At 33.4% G+C, this 15,714-nt stretch carries 12 protein-coding genes; 2 read left to right on the top strand and 10 right to left on the bottom strand.

Annotation, left to right across the window (positions count from 1 at the left end):
• Positions 1–186 precede the first annotated feature (186 nt).
• From P2W65_RS06490 to aspS, 4 genes are all read right to left on the bottom strand, one after another.
• Positions 187–381 (bottom strand): cold-shock protein, encoded by a 195-nt coding sequence (locus P2W65_RS06490; RefSeq protein WP_007137066.1) that lies wholly within the window; start codon positions 379–381, stop codon positions 187–189.
• A gap of 319 nt (positions 382–700) precedes the next feature.
• The gene (locus P2W65_RS06495) at positions 701–1,111 is read right to left on the bottom strand and encodes a hypothetical protein (RefSeq protein ID WP_289664379.1); all 411 of its coding nucleotides are present in this window, start codon (positions 1,109–1,111) and stop codon (positions 701–703) included.
• A 2-nt stretch (positions 1,112–1,113) separates the two neighbouring features.
• Positions 1,114–2,967, bottom strand: coding sequence for a hypothetical protein (locus P2W65_RS06500; RefSeq protein ID WP_289664380.1), 1,854 nt, complete (start codon positions 2,965–2,967; stop codon positions 1,114–1,116).
• A gap of 5 nt (positions 2,968–2,972) precedes the next feature.
• Positions 2,973–4,721, bottom strand: a complete 1,749-nt coding sequence (aspS, locus tag P2W65_RS06505) for an aspartate--tRNA ligase (protein ID WP_289664381.1) — start codon at positions 4,719–4,721, stop codon at positions 2,973–2,975.
• Positions 4,722–4,879: 158 nt separating this feature from the next.
• Here aspS and P2W65_RS06510 point away from each other — a divergent pair, with 158 nt between their 5' ends.
• Positions 4,880–5,872 (top strand): TlpA family protein disulfide reductase, encoded by a 993-nt coding sequence (locus P2W65_RS06510; protein WP_289664382.1) that lies wholly within the window; start codon positions 4,880–4,882, stop codon positions 5,870–5,872.
• Positions 5,873–6,094: 222 nt separating this feature from the next.
• Positions 6,095–6,442, top strand: a complete 348-nt coding sequence (locus P2W65_RS06515) for a toxin-antitoxin system YwqK family antitoxin (protein WP_289664383.1) — start codon at positions 6,095–6,097, stop codon at positions 6,440–6,442.
• 209 nt (positions 6,443–6,651) lie between these two features.
• Here the strand turns inward: P2W65_RS06515 and P2W65_RS06520 are convergent, their stop codons facing one another.
• The 6 genes from P2W65_RS06520 to P2W65_RS06545 all read right to left on the bottom strand — a co-directional run bounded on the left by P2W65_RS06520 (position 6,652) and on the right by P2W65_RS06545 (position 15,714).
• Positions 6,652–8,202 (bottom strand): PepSY-associated TM helix domain-containing protein, encoded by a 1,551-nt coding sequence (locus P2W65_RS06520; RefSeq protein ID WP_289664384.1) that lies wholly within the window; start codon positions 8,200–8,202, stop codon positions 6,652–6,654.
• 5 nt (positions 8,203–8,207) lie between these two features.
• Positions 8,208–8,510 carry a hypothetical protein gene (locus P2W65_RS06525; RefSeq protein ID WP_289664385.1) on the bottom strand — a complete coding sequence of 101 codons (303 nt, stop codon included), beginning with the start codon at positions 8,508–8,510 and terminating at the stop codon, positions 8,208–8,210.
• A 20-nt stretch (positions 8,511–8,530) separates the two neighbouring features.
• Entirely contained in the window at positions 8,531–8,863 is a 333-nt protein-coding gene (locus P2W65_RS06530; RefSeq protein ID WP_289664386.1) for a hypothetical protein, read from the bottom strand.
• A gap of 60 nt (positions 8,864–8,923) precedes the next feature.
• Positions 8,924–11,404 carry a TonB-dependent receptor gene (locus tag P2W65_RS06535; protein ID WP_289664388.1) on the bottom strand — a complete coding sequence of 827 codons (2,481 nt, stop codon included), beginning with the start codon at positions 11,402–11,404 and terminating at the stop codon, positions 8,924–8,926.
• A gap of 215 nt (positions 11,405–11,619) precedes the next feature.
• Complete coding sequence (gene odhB / locus P2W65_RS06540) at positions 11,620–12,864, bottom strand: 2-oxoglutarate dehydrogenase complex dihydrolipoyllysine-residue succinyltransferase (RefSeq protein ID WP_289664390.1); 1,245 nt, start codon at positions 12,862–12,864, stop codon at positions 11,620–11,622.
• 75 nt (positions 12,865–12,939) lie between these two features.
• Complete coding sequence (locus tag P2W65_RS06545; RefSeq protein ID WP_289664391.1) at positions 12,940–15,714, bottom strand: 2-oxoglutarate dehydrogenase E1 component; 2,775 nt, start codon at positions 15,712–15,714, stop codon at positions 12,940–12,942.

A 15,714-nucleotide genomic window follows, 5' to 3' on the forward strand; every position in this document is an offset into this window, starting at 1 on the left:
AACACAAGCTAAAAAAGGTTTTAAGAGGACGCGGAACAGCGTTTATGCCTAATTTTTATTGATTATAAATAACATCCAAGAATTTTAATATTTTTTTAAGAAATAGTCCAAAAAAAAACGCCCCGATACTTCGGGGCGTCTTTTGAGACCATTCAGAGGCAAAAAAAATAAATTGCTATATTTTTCTTAGATTACTGCTACTTTAGCAGCAACTTTCCCTTTTCTTCCTTCTTCTTCTTCATAGCTTACACGGTCACCTTCGCGTAATTCTTCCGCGTTAATTCCTGAAGCGTGAACGAAGATATCCTTTCCTGTTTCTTCGTCTGTAATGAATCCATAACCTTTAGATTCATTGAAAAATTTTACTGTACCTGTACGCATTGTAATTGTAATAATAATTTATAATAAAGCAAATGTAACATATAAATTCATACAAAAGACACTAGGGTGTTAATTTTTTGTAAAAATTATTGATTTCCAGTGTTTTTACGTGGTTTATTGCATCAAATTTTATATGAAATACCATAATTTGAGAATCATTTATTGTAAGAATATAAAAAGAAGCATCTTGTAGGAATTTTAAATTTTAAAAAATGACATTTTTAGGTATATTTTTATGTTTTTTGCAAAACTAAAAAGTACTCGCCGTTTAATCGTTTTTTAATAATAAAACAATTTCTTGTATTTTTAAAAATTTAGGCTATTTATACTTTGTATAAAGACGAGTAGAGCAAGATTGAACTACATAATCTGATACATATATTGTTTCTTTTTCTATTATCGCAGTATTTGGAGGAATTATAGACCAAATTGTTTTTTCTTTCGCAATTTCTCGTCCATCTTTCATTTTTAGAATAAAGAACAATTTGTATGTTTTTAATTTTTTATCAAAAACAGTAAATCTGGAATTGTTTTTTAATTCGTATTCGATCTGAACTTCTTTTTTATTGTCTTTTTCTGAAAACCCAATTGTTCTAACCTGTAAGTTAAATTCTCGCTCCTGATCGTCAGCATTTTGCTTTTCAAAAGCATCGTTTTTTGCTGCAGGTTCTTGTACAAATGCACAGCTGCATAAAAGAAGAAGTGATAAAACCGTGAAAAGTTTTCTCATTATTATTTAGAATAAAGCATTAAAAGTCTTAAAATTGAATTGCTGCTGTATTTGTTTTTAAATTTCTCATTTATATTCTCGATTTTTTCTCTATTTAACGGAAAATAGAAAGAGTCGATAATAGCGTTTACTTTCATGGCTTCCTTCTCATGAAGATTTTTTGTAATATCGCTACCAATAAAAGTGTTGAATGTCTTTTTGTATTGTTTAAAGATGCTTTGATATACTTTAGGTTGCTCTTTATATTGACTGTGGCCCTCTGTTGTAAGCTCGTCTGCTAAAAAGCCTAAATACGGAAGTTCTAAAAGCACTCTGTTTTGTGTAATAAAAACCATATTGCATAAAACTTGCAAATCTTCTTTTTTAGTTGTGCTTCCAGGATACTGAGTCAATAAATTTTGAACTTCGACTATTAGTCTTCCTACATCAGTAACAAGTTGTGATCGATTTTCATTGTTAGATTTATCGAGTCTCTCATAAAGTAGATGAGTTAAATCATAAATTTTGTTTGAAGCGGTCAGAATTGCTGCTTTTTCATCTACATTAAAATTTTTCAAATCTGCAACAAGCAATTCTTTGCTTAAGTCATTGTAGCGTTTTGTTAATTTTAAAAAATAATCGTCAGTGTTTTTAAAAAACAGATTTTTATCTTGTTCTTTTTCGTTAAAATCGTTGATTACGCTTACTAAAAAGTCATAGAATTTGGAACATGCCAAAACGTTATAAATAACTTCAACACGATTTTTTTTGATAGCCAATTCTTGTTCTGAAACGTTGCTGTTAATAAGAAGTTTTCCTTTTTTATTGGCAAAATAGACAACATCGAAGTTCTGTTTTTTCGAAAAATCATTCTTTTCAAAATCAATAAATGGTTTCCCTTCTGAATTTAATAAAAAAGCCATGTCCTTAATTTTTTTCTCAGGCATTTCGGCTAAATAGCGGTAATTTTTATTGTAATCAACAAGTAATGCTTTGTCTTTAAATTCTAATGCTTTTTGATTATCTCCCAGTGCATAATAGCTAGTTGAAATATTTGCCATTAGTGCCCAATAAATTTTTTTAGTTTTTTTATTGTTGACATCATATTTAGAAACTTCATTTTCCCAAAATTGTATTTTTTCCAGAAGCAGATTTTTTATTTTAAGATAATTCTCATCAGTGTCTTCTAGTTTTCTGGTAAATTCAAAAGCATCAACAGATTTGTTTATTTCTTCAAAATCATCATCCTTGAATTTGTATAATGGAAGAGTTTCTTCAATTCTGCTGAAATCAATAGTTTCTTTGATTTCTTTGAGAAAATTATATAAAACAGTGCTACTGTAAAGATCGCGGCAATTTTGATTAATTGTTACGCTAGAGTTTTTAAGAAGTAATTGTGCTTGGTTTGCTGCGATTTCTTCCGTTTTAATGCTAAAGTTGTTATAAGCACTTACATCTGAGACAGCTTTAGAAAAATTGAAATCTTTACGGTAAATAACTATGTTTTTTTGTTTAATGCTGAAATTTAATTGAGCAGAAAACACAACTTTTCCAATGTAACTAATGTCGTTTCCAGTAGTTACTTTTTCTACGGCTGTAGTGAGCTGTGTGCTAATAGGCTGAATAACTAGTAAATAGTCGCTCTTTTCGGGAGCGACTATTTCTAAATTTCTAAAATTAAGATCACGGATAGCATAGGCAGAGACATCGTTCTCTATTACGCTATTTCCCGAAGGGTCTTCTATTATGACGCCAATTTTATTGCTTTCTATTTTTAATTTGGGATATTTCCAATCGTAAAATGAATATAAAACTTGTTTTGGGCTTTGTGCAAAACAGTTTACAGCAAAAAGCAATAAAATGATCCTTTTTATCATAATTTTTATAAATCTAATTTGATTGAAAGCTCTTTCAATTGTGCCTCATCAATTGCAGCTGGTGCGTCAATCATAACGTCACGTCCTGAATTATTTTTAGGGAAAGCAATAAAATCTCTAATGGTTTCCTGACCTCCTAAAATGGCAACTAATCTATCCAAACCAAAAGCTAATCCTCCGTGAGGCGGTGCTCCAAATTGGAAAGCATCCATTAAGAAACCAAATTGTGCTTTTGCTTCTTCTTCAGTAAATCCTAAATATTTGAACATTAACTGTTGCGTCGCTTTATCATGAATACGAATAGAGCCTCCTCCAATTTCGTTTCCGTTTAAAACCATGTCGTAAGCATTTGCGCGAACTTTTCCTGGTTCTGTTTCTAACAAAGCCATATCTTCTGGTTTAGGAGACGTAAATGGGTGGTGCATTGCATGATAGCGACCACTTTCTTCATCTAATTCCAATAATGGGAAATCTACCACCCATAATGGAGCAAATTCTTCTGGTTTACGTAATCCTAAACGAGTTGCCAATTCCATACGTAGAGCAGATAATTGTGCTCTTGTTTTATTTGCAGGACCAGAAAGTACAAAAATCATATCTCCAGGATTGGCTTCTGTAGCTTTTGCCCATTTTGCTAAATCATCATTATCGTAGAATTTATCTACAGAGGATTTAAATGTTCCGTCTTCATTGCATTTTACATATACCATTCCAGACGCTCCAACTTGAGGACGTTTTACCCAGTCAATTAATCCGTCAATTTCTTTACGGGTATAATTTCCTGCTCCTGGAACTGCAATTCCCACTACTAATTCTGCCGCATTGAAAACAGGGAATTCTTTATGCTGTGCAAATTCGTTTAATTCGCCAAATTTCATTCCGAAACGAATGTCCGGTTTGTCATTTCCGTATGTTTTCATAGCATAGTCATAGGTAATTCTTGGGAATTTCTCTACTTCAATGCCTTTAATTTCTTTCAATAAATGTCTTGTCAAACCTTCAAAAACATTTAAAATGTCTTCTTGCTCGACAAATGCCATTTCGCAGTCAATCTGTGTAAACTCAGGCTGACGGTCTGCACGCAAATCTTCGTCACGGAAACATTTCACGATTTGGAAATATTTATCCATTCCGCCCACCATCAATAATTGTTTGAAGGTTTGTGGAGATTGTGGTAATGCATAAAATTGTCCTTCGTTCATTCGGCTTGGAACAACGAAATCTCTCGCTCCTTCTGGAGTCGATTTGATTAAATAAGGAGTTTCAACTTCACAGAAATCTAAATCTGATAAATATTTACGAACTTCCATTGCCACTTTATGACGGAACAGTAAGCTGTTTTTTACTGGATTTCTTCTGATATCCAAATAACGGTATTTCATTCTGATGTCTTCACCTCCGTCAGTTTCATCTTCAATAGTAAATGGAGGAGTAAGAGCAGTGTTTAAAATCGTTAATTCAGAAACTAAAATTTCGATTTCACCAGTTAGAATATTCTTATTTTTAGCTTCACGCTCAATAACAGTTCCTTTTACCTGAATTACAAATTCTCTTCCCAGAGTTTTTGCCAATTCAAAAACAGTTTTATCAGTACGACTTTCGTCGAAAATAAGTTGTGTAATTCCATAACGGTCGCGTAAATCGACCCAATTCATAAATCCTTTATCACGTGATTTTTGAACCCAGCCCGCAAGTGTAACTTCGGTATTAATATTTGAAGCGTTTAATTCGCCGCAATTATGACTTCTATACATAATCTCAATTTTAGACTGCAAAAGTAAATACAAAATTCAAGATAATATAGTAAAGTGATAAACTTGATGTGTAGAATTTTAAATATTTTGTTAATTCTTAAATTAGGAAGCTTTAAATTCTTTAGTTTTGAATCACTAAAAAACTAATAAGAATACCTATGAAAAAACTTTTTGTTGCAGGTTTGATACTTTTTAATGCTTTGAATGTGATTGGACAAGGCAAAAGTACGGTTAAGTTCACAGCTAAAATCGCAAATAGAAACAGTGACACTTTAGTCATTAGAGGAAAGGATAATTTTATGCAAATTATTCCAATAGATAAGAAACAAGTATTTGTGGCAACTTTTGAGGCTCCAAAAGGATTTTATATGTTTTCTGATGGGACAGAATCTTCTAGATTGTATTTGAAACCAAATTCAGAGGTTAATTTGACCATGAATGCAAAAGAATTTGACGAGACTATTGTGTACAAAGGTAAAGGTGTAAATGAAAGTAATTTTTTAGCGCAACAAGCATTAAGAAATGAGAAACTTGAGGAAGCCTTTTCTAAAGAACCAGCCGAATTTAATGCAATATTAGCCGCTAAAGAAAAAGCAGATAACGAAAGCCTGGAGAAAGGAACTTTTGATCCTGATTTCATAACAGATATGAAGGGTAATTTTAAAAACTTTCATGAATTCTCACTTAGAAATTATGAAAGTGCATATAAAGCAAGTAAACTTACTGGAAAAGCTTCGCCTGAATTTGATTATGAAAATTTTAAAGGAGGAAAAACTAAACTTTCTGATTTAAAAGGTAAATATGTTTACATTGATCTTTGGGCAACATGGTGCGCGCCTTGTAGAGCTGAAATTCCATACCTTCAAAAAATTGAAGAAAAATATCACGGCAAGAATATCGAGTTTGTGAGTATTTCTATTGATAAATTAAAGGACAACGAAAAATGGAAAAAATTCGTAACCGATAAACATCTTGGAGGTGTACAGCTTTTTGCTGATAAAGATTGGGAATCTGAGTTTGTCGTAAATTATGGCGTAACTGGAATTCCGAGATTTATTTTAATTGATCCTCAAGGTAATATTGTAAAATCTGATGCACCTAGACCATCTGATCCTGAGCTTGATAAACAACTAAGTGCACTATTGAACTAAATTATTTACGAAATTTATAACGTTATCGTAAAAACAAAGTTTTTTCTAAAATACCAGTAAAACCAGTGCTTGAGCGCTGGTTTTTTTGTTTTCTGTAATTTTCCAATGTTAAGTTTTTATTCAATGTTACCAAATTGTTAAGCAAAAGTTTTTTTAATGTAAACTATTAATTATATTTGATAACAATTTAGTAACATTCAATAACATTTAATACCTGACGATATGAAAAAGTGTGTGATTTTAGCGGCTGTATTATTCTCTGGAATTCTAACAGCACAAGAAGGTAAACCTGAATTAGAAACTGTTGGAAATAAAGTAAAAGCAACTTACTATTATGAGAACGGTAGAATACAGCAGGAAGGCTTTTTTAAGGATGGAAAATTGGACGGTATCTGGGTATCTTATGATGAAAATGGAAATAAAAAAACCGTTGGAGAATACACAGACGGACAAAAAACTGGAAATTGGATCTACTTTAATGAGAACAGCTTGAAAGAAGTTGCTTATGTAGATAACAAAGTTAGTTCAGTTAAAAACTTACAGAAAAATGCTTTAGCAAACAGAAACTAATCAAGTTTCGAAAATTATAAAGAACCGCTTTTTTTATAAGCGGTTTTTTTATGTCTTTTTTTGAACGAAAAATATAAATCTCACAAAGAAACTAAGTCCGAAGATCATTTTATAGCTTCTGGATTTAGAGTCTTTACGAGATTTAAAAAAAAACTTACTGTCTTTGTGCCTTTGTGACCAAATACGAATTGGAGTATGTTGAGTTCTTTTTAAGAAACTACTTTTTTAGGTTTTAAATGGTAAGCAACATATAATGAAGTGGAAGCCAAGAAAATCCAGAAAACGTCAATAAAGAAAATCTGAATTTTGTTGTGCATAAACGATGTCCAAAACCAATCTCCAGAAACAATTCCGTTTGTGATTGGAATAAGGAAACCTAAAATACTTCCAGAAATCAAGCAGAATTTATTGGTAAAGCCATCATTCTTTTTAATGATAAAAAAGATTGTTAGCAATAGCCATCCGCCAAAATAAAGTCTGAATAGATTTGCCTGGCTTAAAGGATAGAAAATCTTGCTTCCAATAAAAGCTAAAGCAGTAATTGGATACATACTCAAACAAATTGCCAAATAAATACGGACAACGGCATTGTTGAAACGTCTTTTCTTTTCGGGCATGTTCTTTTTGTCTCTGGCAACCAGCCAGATCATAACACCGGAAATGATTACAAAACAAGTTATGATTCCTAAAATAAAGCTTATTATTTTTAAAGCATATCCTCCATAATCGCCAAAATGGATTCGGTATAAAACATTTTTGACAACATCTAAATAGCTGGTTTGAGAAATAGGATCTTTTTTAGCAATTTCTTTTCCGTCAGCAATTCGATAAACTACTTTCCCGATTCCAGTAAATTTTTTCTGGCTCAAAAGTTCTCCTTCAACTAAAACATGCATATTGGCATCACCATAATTTTGAATAAAAACTCGTTTAATTTCGAAATCAGACCAGTTCTTTTTTGTTTTGGCAACGAGTTCATCAATATTAAATGGAGCAGTTAGTTTTTTGTTTTCAAATTTATAGTCAGGATCGGTGTATTCTAATTCTTTATATAACTTACTCTGGTCATTATCGTACAAAGCCATTACAGCTGGCGCTACAAGAAGAAGCTTAATCATAAAGAAAGCTCCAGTAACGGCGTAAACAAATTGAAAAGGCAGACCGATCATTCCTAATGCCGTGTGGGCATCAGTCCAAAGCGTTTTTAATTTTTCTTTTGGACGGAAAATATAAAAGTTAGAAACAATTTTGTTCCAATGCAATAATACACCAGTTATAATTGCAAATAAGAAAAACAATGCTACAAAACCAGAAAGATAATATCCCACAGGATATGGAATCTGGGCAAAGAAATGCAAACGATATAAAAGTTCTCCAAGAGAATAAGACTCTTCGTAGGTAAAAGTTTTAAAAGTTTTAGGATTTAAATAGAAATACTGTCCTTCTTTTTGCTTGGCTGGAGCCAAAGTATCTTTGGTTCCTTCCATATAAATACCTACTCTTTCTTCTATAGAAGGTTTTGAGATCGTTATGTTTCTTCCATGCAAAACATATTTTTCATCCAAATGTTTTAACGCTTTATCGTAGTCTAATTGAATTTCTCTTGTGATTGCTGTAGATTCACTTCTTTCCCAATTGATGATTTCATCTCTAAAAAAAGAAAAGGATCCAGCAAAGAAAATTACAAATAACGCTACACTGATAACGATACCGCTGACAGTATGAGTATGAAAATAGATATTATAATGACGGTTGTTCATAAATATTATTGAGCAGTATGATTATAGGTTTGACCAAGATAAATGAAAAGACAAAAAAGCAAACTCAGCAGTATGTAAATTCCCCAAATTTTCCAGCCGCTTTTAGCTAAAAAGGCAATTATCATTAAGGCGACCCAAAGTATAAAACCAGTAAAAGCCATAGTGATAAGTATAGCTGCACGATTAAACCAAGCTGCTAAAGCTAAATGAAAAGTAACAGACACAAAGTACCCACCTAAAATGGCAGCAGTAATCTTGGTGAAACGAGCCCCAAGAGAAGGATTTAAATATTTTGGATTTGCTGGCATAACGTAATATAAAAAAGATGTTAGTTATAGTAAAATTCTAGTAAAGCTACAAAAAGCAACAGTGCTAAAAGCGCTTTACTGTTTACCCTTTTTAAAGGAGCAAGAATAATGATTAAACTTCCAATTGTCATTAACTGAACAAAAAATAGTAGCGTACCGCAACCTAAAGACTGTGTAAAAAGCCACATTATATAAGCGGTTAATAATAATGTTAATCCGATAATTTTAGTTGGTTTTGGATTTTTCTGCATCCATTTTTCAAAACCCAAATCATAGGACAAAACCGCTCTTTTTGAAGTGTAATAAAGAGTATAAAAAGCTAGAAAAACAAAAAGACTGGCAATTGTAATCATAATCTTTAAAATTTAAAAAACACCTTTCTCCTAAAAGAAAGGTGTTTGAAATGTTTTTTATTAAAATCTGTATGAGAAACTTGCAACCACGCTTCTAGCATCTTTAGGGTGAACTGTTGACCATCCATCGTAAATGTCTTCATTTGCAATGTTGTTCACTTTTAGTGTTAAAGTGTATTTCTCAGTTCCATAAAAGATAGAAGAGTTTAGTACTGTATATTCTGGAATTGTAAACACTCCAGCTACAGTTCTGTTCATGATTTTATTGTCGCTTGCATAGTTACCACCAAAACCTAAACCAAATCCTTTTAACTCACCTTGTGTGAATTTATAGCTAGCCCAAAGGTTTGCTAAATTCTGTGGTCCAGCACTTTCAGGTCTGTGATTTACGAAATCTGGCAGTCCTGCAGTTAAAAGAGCATCGTTATAGCTGTATCCTAATACAATGTTTAGGCCGTCAATTGGGTTTGCAACAATTTCTGCTTCAAAACCTTTGTTTCTTTGTGCACCGTTATCATAACTAATCGTAGTTGTTGCTCCATAATCGGTGTAAACCATATCTCTTACTTTAGTATCATAGTAGCTAAAAGTAGCGTATAATTTTTCTTTGAATACATTTAATTTTGTACCCACTTCAAATTGAGCGGCATGTTCTGGTGAGAATGTTCTAGGTGTTCTAGTTCCATCAGCAGCGACATCAGTAATTGGTGATGGGTTTACAAAACCATCCATGTAGTTAGCAAAAATCGAAACTTTATCAATAATTGGCTGGTAAACTAAACCAAATTTTGGAGAGAAAGTAGTTTGGTTAAAATCATCAGATTTTGTTGTTACATCTCCTGAATTAATGAAACGGTCTATACGTAAACTTGCCATAGCAGAAAGGGCAGGCGTAATATTGATTACGTTAGATACATAAGCACTAAAAACTTCTTGTTTTTGTTTGGTGTTGTTTACAGGAACCGTAGATAATGCAGCTTCAGCATGAGCTTTTGATAAATTACCATTGTCTCCATTTGTGATATAGTCATTAGGATCTGTAATTCCATATACATTTTCGTTTACAGTTTGTAAAGGATCATTTCCAATATAAATAAGACTTTCGTTGTAAAGATATCCAGATCCATTATCAACTTGCATTCTGTTGAAATAATCTAAACCAGCAACAATTCTGTTTCTTAAGTTTCCAATTTTAAAATCGCCAATAAAATTTTGCTGAATATCGGTTGTTAATGTTTTAGAATCATTATTTGTAAATGATCTTCCAAGAACAATTCCGTCATTAATGCCACTAAAATTGCTTGTGATTTCATATAGATAAGCATAGTATCCTAGTGATTTCGCAGAGCTTCTTGCAAGAACTGTTTGTGAAGTCCATTGATCAGAAATTTTATAATTCATCTGTCCCTGAAGACTATACGATGGTGTTTTAAGTGTTAACTGATTACTAGTGTAAGAACGTTTGTTGTCATATCTCAATTCATCAATGTTGTGAACGCGAAGAGGAGAAAAACGATCTAAAAACAACATAGTAGGATTTGTACTTTCACTGCTTAAAAACTCAGTATTAACTAAGAATGATAATCTTTCATTCACTTCATAAGAAAGAGAAGGAGCTACAAATAAAGATTTTCTAAAACCTGCATCTTGAAAACTATCCTCATCATGATAAGCAGCATTTATACGAAAGTTTACTTTATGTTCTTCGTCAAGAGGAGTGTTAACATCTGCAGTAACTCTGTTTAAACCGTAGCTTCCGGCAGTATAACTTATTTCTCCTCCAAAATGGTCATAAGGTTTTTTTGTAGTGATGTTGATTAAACCTCCGTAAGAGATTAAACTGCTTCCAAATAAAGTTCCAGATGGGCCTTTGATTACTTCAATTTTATCAATATTAGCAGGGTCTAAACTTCCGTTAGATAAACCTGGAAGTCCATTAATCATAGTTGGTTGAACAGCAAATCCTCTTAGAGAGAAATAACCAGCACCATCTCCGCCACGGCCAGTTGATGCCCAAAGCTGTGTTAAGCCTGGAGAGTTTTTAAGAGCATCATCAAGGTTAGTTACAACTTGTTCTTTTAATAACTCGCTAGTAATAGTAGTGTAAACCTGTGGGTTTTCAAGATTTTTAAGAGGTAATCTTGATACTTGCTGTGTTTCTTTACGTGCCAATGGGTTTTTTCTATTCCCATTTACTACAATTTCATTTAGTTCCTGAGAATTTTCACTGATTCTAAAGTCTTCTATAATAGAATCACCACTATTTAGGCTAACGCTTTTTTCTTTTGAAGAGTATCCAATTCCAGAAACTTTAATTACATAGTTTCCAGGTTTGATGTTTTTAATTTCATAGAAACCATTTGCATCTGTAACTGTTCCTATTTTAGTTCCTTTTAATACTACAGAAACATTGTCTGCAGCTTCATTATTTGTTAAACTAATCTGACCTTTGATGGTTGCTTTTTCTTGGGCTAAAGCTGATACGCTAGTCAATAAAGCAAAACAAAAACTCAAAAAAGAAATGGTAAATCTATATTTCATTTTATTTAGAATTGATTTTAATAGCGCAAATGTAGTAGTTGATTGCTAATAATACAAGTTATCCTTATTTATTCTAAATAAAATTTTTTTTAAAGGGTAAAATTTACGTTAATGTAAAAAATTAACAGCTTAAGCTAAAATTAAGACAGTATTAAGAAAAAAAACCTGTTCATATTGATGAACAGGTTTTTGAGTATTGTTGAAAATTATTACAATTACAATTCTAAAGCACGTTTAGCATCGCCATTCATTAATAATTCTACTGGATTTTCTAAAGCTTCTTTAACAGCAACCAAGAAACCAACAGACTCACGTCCATCAATAATTCTGTGGTCGTAAGAAAGCGCTACATACATCATTGGGTGGATTTCCACTTTTCCATTTACAGCGATTGGACGCTCGATGATGTTGTGCATTCCTAAGATTCCTGATTGAGGAGGGTTAATGATTGGAGTAGATAACATACTTCCAAAAACTCCACCATTTGTGATTGTGAAAGTTCCTCCAGTCATATCGTCAACTGTAATTTGACCGTCACGAGCTCTTAAAGCTAATCTTTTGATTTCAGCTTCAATTCCACGGAAAGTTAATAATTCAGCATTACGAACAACAGGAACCATTAATCCTTTTGGTCCAGAAACTGCGATTGAGATGTCAGCAAAATCATAAGCGATTTTGTAATCACCATCCATCATTGAGTTAACATCTGGATATAATTGTAAAGCTCTTGTAACTGCTTTTGTAAAGAATGACATGAAACCTAAACCAAGACCACCATGTTTTGCTTTGAACGCATCTTTGTATTCGTTACGAATTTGGTTGATTGGCGTCATATTTACTTCGTTGAAAGTAGTAAGCATAGCTGTTTCATTTTTAGCTGAAACCAATCTTTCTGCTACTTTACGACGTAACATTGATAATTTTGTACGCTCAGTTCCACGGCTTCCACCAGTTGGAGTTCCCATAGAAGGTACTGCATTTACAGCATCATCTTTAGTAATTCTTCCGCCTTTACCAGTTCCTGTTACAGTTGCTGGAGCAATATTTTTCTCGTCTAATATTTTTCTTGCTGCTGGAGATGGAGTTCCCGCTGCATAACTTGTAGCTGCAGGAGCTTGTGCTGGTTCTGCCTTTGGAGCCTCAGCTTTTACTTCAGCTTTAGGAGCTTCCGCTTTTGGTGCCTCTGCTGCTGGAGCTTCTGATGCGCCACCTGCTGGTTTTGCAGCATCTGTATCAATTAAACAAACTACAGCACCTACTGCTACTGTATCACCTTCTTCAGCTTTTAGTGTAATTACACCGCTCATTTCAGCAGGTAATTCAAGAGTAGCTTTATCTGAATCAACTTCAGCAATTGCTTGATCTTTTTCTACATAATCTCCGTCTTTTACTAACCAAGTTGCAATCTCAACTTCTTTTATTGACTCCCCTGGTGATGGGACTTTCATTTCTAAAATCATCTTATTTCTTTGTTTAAGGTTTTTATGGTTTCAATCCCGATAGCTATCGGGATTGAAACTGGAAACATTTTTTTATTATCTGAATAAATTTTTATCGAATACCATTCTAATTGCATCTGCGTGACGACGTTTTGCACGTGTGTAACTTCCTGATGCAGGAGCAGAGTATGCTTTTAATGAAGCTAATCTCCATTTTACAAGATCAAAGTTCATTAACATAAAGCTGTAAGCTCCCATGTTTTTAGGCTCTTCTTGCGCCCAAACATAATCATCAGCATTTGGATATTTTGCAATGATTTCTTTAATCTGCTCAACAGGGAAAGGGAATAATTGTTCGATACGAACAACTGCAACATCATTTCTTCCGTTGTTTTCTCTTTCAGCCACAATATCATAATAGAATTTACCAGTACAGAAAACTAAAGTTTTTACTTTCTTTTTATCTACTGTATTATCGTCAATTGTTTCTTGGAAACTTCCAGTTGCTAATTCCTCAACTGTTGATACGCATCTAGGATCACGCAACAAACTTTTTGGAGAGAAAACTACCAATGGTTTACGGAAGTTTGTTTTCATTTGTCTTCTCAACAAGTGGAAGAAGTTTGCTGGAGTTGTACAGTCTGCAACATACATATTATGTCTTGCACAAAGTTGTAAGTAACGTTCCATTCTTGCAGAAGAGTGTTCAGCACCTTGACCTTCGTATCCGTGAGGCAATAATAAAACGATACCATTTTGGTTGTTCCATTTGTCTTCTCCACAAGAAATATATTGGTCAATCATGATTTGAGCACCGTTAGAGAAATCTCCAAATTGTGCTTCCCAGATTGTTAAGGCTTTTGGGTTTGCTAATGCATATCCGTAATCAAAACCTAAAACTCCATATTCAGATAAAAGAGAGTTGAATACTCCGAATTTTCCTTTTTTGTTTTCGATTGCATCTAAAAGAATAACTTCTTCTTCAGAATCTTCAACTTTAACAACTGCATGACGGTGTGAGAATGTACCACGCTCAACATCTTGTCCAGAAATACGAACATCAAATCCTTCTGTTAAAAGAGATCCGTAAGCTAATGCTTCAGCAGTTCCCCAGTCAAGAGTATTGTTGTCGTATCCAACTTTTCTGTCTGTAACAATTTTAGTGATCTTATTGATGAACTTTTTGTCAGCTGGTAAAGTTGAAATGGTGTTGATGATAGAATCTAAACCTTCTTTAGCGAAAGTAGTATCTACTTTTTGAAGCATTTGTGTATCAGTTACCTGAACAAATCCTTCCCATTCGTTTTTCATGAATGGTGTAATGATAGTCAAATCTTTTTTACGAGAAGCTTCTAAGTTTTCCTCTAAAGCAGATTTGTATTGTTTTTCTAAACCGTTTACATAAGATGCATCGATTACGCCTTCAGATAATAATTTCTCTGCGTAAATGTCTCTTGGGTTTTTATGCTTAGCAATGATTTTGTATAAAACCGGCTGCGTAAAACGAGGCTCATCACCTTCGTTGTGTCCGTATTTTCTATATCCTAATAAATCAATAAATACGTCACGTCCAAACTGCATTCTGTAATCTAATGCAAAAGATACAGCATGTACTACAGCTTCAGCATCATCAGCATTTACGTGTAATACTGGAGATAAAGTTACTTTAGCAACGTCTGTACAATAAGTTGATGAACGAGCGTCTAAGTAGTTAGTTGTAAATCCAACCTGGTTGTTGATTACAATGTGGATTGTTCCTCCAGTTTTGTAACCATCTAATTGTGCCATTTGAATGATTTCATACAAAATACCTTGACCAGCGATTGCAGCATCACCGTGAACGGCGATTGGTAATACTTTAGAGAAATCGTCAGCATAATATTTATCTTGTTTTGCTCTTGTAATACCTTCAATTACAGCTCCAACCGTTTCTAAGTGAGAAGGGTTTGGCGCTAAATTGATGTTGATGCTTTTTCCAGATCTTGTTTTTCTGTCGGCAGTAAGACCTAAATGGTATTTCACATCACCATCAAAATATTCCTGATCGTAATCTTTACCGTCAAACTCACCAAAAATATCTTGAGTAGATTTTCCGAAGATGTTTGCCAAAACGTTCAAACGACCACGGTGGGCCATTCCCATTACGAATTGTTCAACACCTTTTTCTGCAGCTTGTTCGATCAAAGCGTCTAAAGCCGGGATGATAGATTCTCCACCTTCTAATGAGAAACGTTTTTGTCCCACATATTTAGTGTGAAGGAAGTTCTCAAAAGAAACAGCTTCGTTTAATTTATCTAAGATGGTTTTCTTTTCTGCTGTAGAGAAATTAGGCTGATTTACATTTACAGACAATTTATCCTGAATCCATTTTACAACGCCAGGATTTCTAATATACATATATTCAATACCAATATGCTGGCAGTAAATAGCTTTAAGACGGTTTACGATATCTTGTAAAGAAGATGGCTGCATTCCGATGGTTTGAGCAGCATCAAAAACAGTTGAAAGATCAGCTGCAGATAGTCCGAAGTTTTCGATATCCAAAGTAGGAGATGAAGTTCTACGGTCACGAACAGGATTTGTTTTCGTGAATAAATGCCCGCGCGTACGGTATCCGTCAATTAATTTAAGAACGTTGAATTCTTTTTTTAGTTTTTCTGAAACTTGACTATAATCTGTGTTGTCGCTAGTCACGTACTCAACGATGGTTTGCACTGGATTTTCGTCGTTATAAGTTGTTTGTCCAAAGTCAAAACCTTGAAAGAAACTTCTCCAGCTAGGCTCAACGCTGTCTGGGTTAACTAAATATTGATCGTATAATTGTGCAAAAAACTCGGTATGCGCTGCGTTTAAAAATGAAAACCTATCCAT

The sequence above is a fragment of the Flavobacterium panacagri genome, assembly GCF_030378165.1.
Classification (GTDB): domain Bacteria; phylum Bacteroidota; class Bacteroidia; order Flavobacteriales; family Flavobacteriaceae; genus Flavobacterium; species Flavobacterium panacagri.

Coding starts and splice junctions, on each gene's coding strand:
- P2W65_RS06490 (WP_007137066.1), bottom strand. CDS start 381: ATGCGTACAGGTACAGTAAAATTTTTCAATGAATCTAAAGGTTATGGA.
- P2W65_RS06495 (WP_289664379.1), bottom strand. CDS start 1,111: ATGAGAAAACTTTTCACGGTTTTATCACTTCTTCTTTTATGCAGCTGT.
- P2W65_RS06500 (WP_289664380.1), bottom strand. CDS start 2,967: ATGATAAAAAGGATCATTTTATTGCTTTTTGCTGTAAACTGTTTTGCA.
- aspS (WP_289664381.1), bottom strand. CDS start 4,721: ATGTATAGAAGTCATAATTGCGGCGAATTAAACGCTTCAAATATTAAT.
- P2W65_RS06510 (WP_289664382.1), top strand. CDS start 4,880: ATGAAAAAACTTTTTGTTGCAGGTTTGATACTTTTTAATGCTTTGAAT.
- P2W65_RS06515 (WP_289664383.1), top strand. CDS start 6,095: ATGAAAAAGTGTGTGATTTTAGCGGCTGTATTATTCTCTGGAATTCTA.
- P2W65_RS06520 (WP_289664384.1), bottom strand. CDS start 8,202: ATGAACAACCGTCATTATAATATCTATTTTCATACTCATACTGTCAGC.
- P2W65_RS06525 (WP_289664385.1), bottom strand. CDS start 8,510: ATGCCAGCAAATCCAAAATATTTAAATCCTTCTCTTGGGGCTCGTTTC.
- P2W65_RS06530 (WP_289664386.1), bottom strand. CDS start 8,863: ATGATTACAATTGCCAGTCTTTTTGTTTTTCTAGCTTTTTATACTCTT.
- P2W65_RS06535 (WP_289664388.1), bottom strand. CDS start 11,404: ATGAAATATAGATTTACCATTTCTTTTTTGAGTTTTTGTTTTGCTTTA.
- odhB (WP_289664390.1), bottom strand. CDS start 12,864: ATGATTTTAGAAATGAAAGTCCCATCACCAGGGGAGTCAATAAAAGAA.
- P2W65_RS06545 (WP_289664391.1), bottom strand. CDS start 15,714: ATGGATAGGTTTTCATTTTTAAACGCAGCGCATACCGAGTTTTTTGCA.